Consider the following 1,550-nt stretch of genomic DNA (forward strand, 5'->3'; position numbering starts at 1 on the left):
ATCGAGAAGCAGCTGGAGTCTCTCTCCACGCGCGACATAGCGGGCCCTGCCTGGCGCGATTACGGATCGGTGTACCTGGTCGAAGATCGAGAAACCGCTGTCGACCTGATGGACATTCTGGCTCCCGAACACCTCGAGATTCTCACCAACGATGATGACTTCTTTCATCAAAACTTGACCAACTACGGCTCCATCTTTCTCGGGCCGTGGTCCACCGTCGCCTATTCGGACAAGGGCATCACCGGTACGAATCATGTTCTGCCCACAGGTGGCGGAGCGCGGTCGTCCGCAGGCCTGTCCGTGGCGAGGTTTCTCAAGCCCCTCACCTTCCAGCGCGTCTCGAAAGGAGCGACTCCACTCGTAGCGCCGCATGTCGAGGCCATTTCTGCTTTCGAAGGAATGTCCGCGCATAAGGCCACCGCGACTCTGCGCATCAATCGCTTCAACCGTTAGTCCCGACAGCACCAAGGAAAGGCTGCACCATGAAGAAATTCACACCGACCACGAGGCGTTTGGCCCTCGTACTCCCGCTTCTGCTCGCAGCATCAGTAGCCGTTACGGCATGCAGCTCGCCCGAGTCGACGACGGGAGCAGACTCGGCCACGAGAACGCTCACCATCGCCACCTCGAATGACGCACCCTTCTCGTACACCGACGATGCCGGCAAGCTCACCGGCATCGACGGTGAAATGCTCAATGCCATTGCCGAGCAGGAGGGGTGGAAAATCGACGTCTTCGTGACCGACTTCGCCACTCTCATCACGGCTCTGCAGGCCAAGAAAGCGGATGTCATCGTCGACGCGATGTACGTCACCGACGAGCGCAAGAAGACCATCAACTTCACCGACATCTGGTACCAGCAGGGTGAAGGCCTGCTCGTACCTGCCGGATCCAAGGTCGAGACCCGCGACGACATGAAGGGCCTCGTGCTCGGCGCCCAGACCGGAACCGTTTTCGCCGATTTCATCGGCACGCTGGGAGGACGCGAAACGAAGTTGTTCGACTCGCAAGCGGCCCTGATCTCGGCAGTGGAGAACAAGCAGGTGGATGCGGCGATCACTGACAGTGCGGTTTTGGCCTACAGCCTGGTGCAGAAGCCCAACCCGAAGATTTCGCTCGTGACTCCATACACGCCGTTCTTCCCCGGACAGATCGGCGCGGGGCTGCGCACGGAGGACACCGCGCTTCTCGCCGACCTCAACGCCGGACTGGCTGATTTGAAGAAGACCCCCCAGTACCTGGAGATCCTCCAGAAGTACGGCCTGACTGCGGACAACGCCTCAAAGTAGGTTCTCGCGCGTCTCCAGCATCCGCTGGAGACGCGCTTCGCTCATATTTCAACGCGGGCCGTGCACAGCGGACGCCCGCCCCTCTTGTCTAAGGAGTCGTCCCCATGGATTTCGTTGACAATGTCCTCAAAGTCTTTCCACAATTGCTGGGCGCCGTGCCTGTAGTGATCGTCCTCGCCCTCGGAGCAATGGCTCTCGCTCTGGTTCTCGGACTCATAGTCGCCTTGGCCCGGCTGTCCAATTTTCGCGTGATCCGAGGCA

Annotated in this window: 2 protein-coding genes; both read left to right on the top strand. The window is 59.9% G+C overall.

What is annotated here, in order from left to right; genetic code table 11:
• Positions 1-453 (top strand): histidinol dehydrogenase (locus JF66_RS17400; RefSeq protein ID WP_197059470.1); only part of this gene is annotated, 453 nt, incomplete at its 5' end.
• A gap of 29 nt (positions 454-482) precedes the next feature.
• Positions 483-1,289, top strand: coding sequence for an ABC transporter substrate-binding protein (locus JF66_RS17405; protein ID WP_035880000.1), 807 nt, complete (start codon positions 483-485; stop codon positions 1,287-1,289).
• The last annotated feature ends 261 nt before the right edge of the window (positions 1,290-1,550 follow it).

The sequence above is a fragment of the Cryobacterium sp. MLB-32 genome (genome assembly GCF_000738085.1).
Lineage (GTDB): Bacteria > Actinomycetota > Actinomycetes > Actinomycetales > Microbacteriaceae > Cryobacterium.

Coding starts and splice junctions, on each gene's coding strand:
- JF66_RS17405 (WP_035880000.1), top strand. CDS start 483: ATGAAGAAATTCACACCGACCACGAGGCGTTTGGCCCTCGTACTCCCG.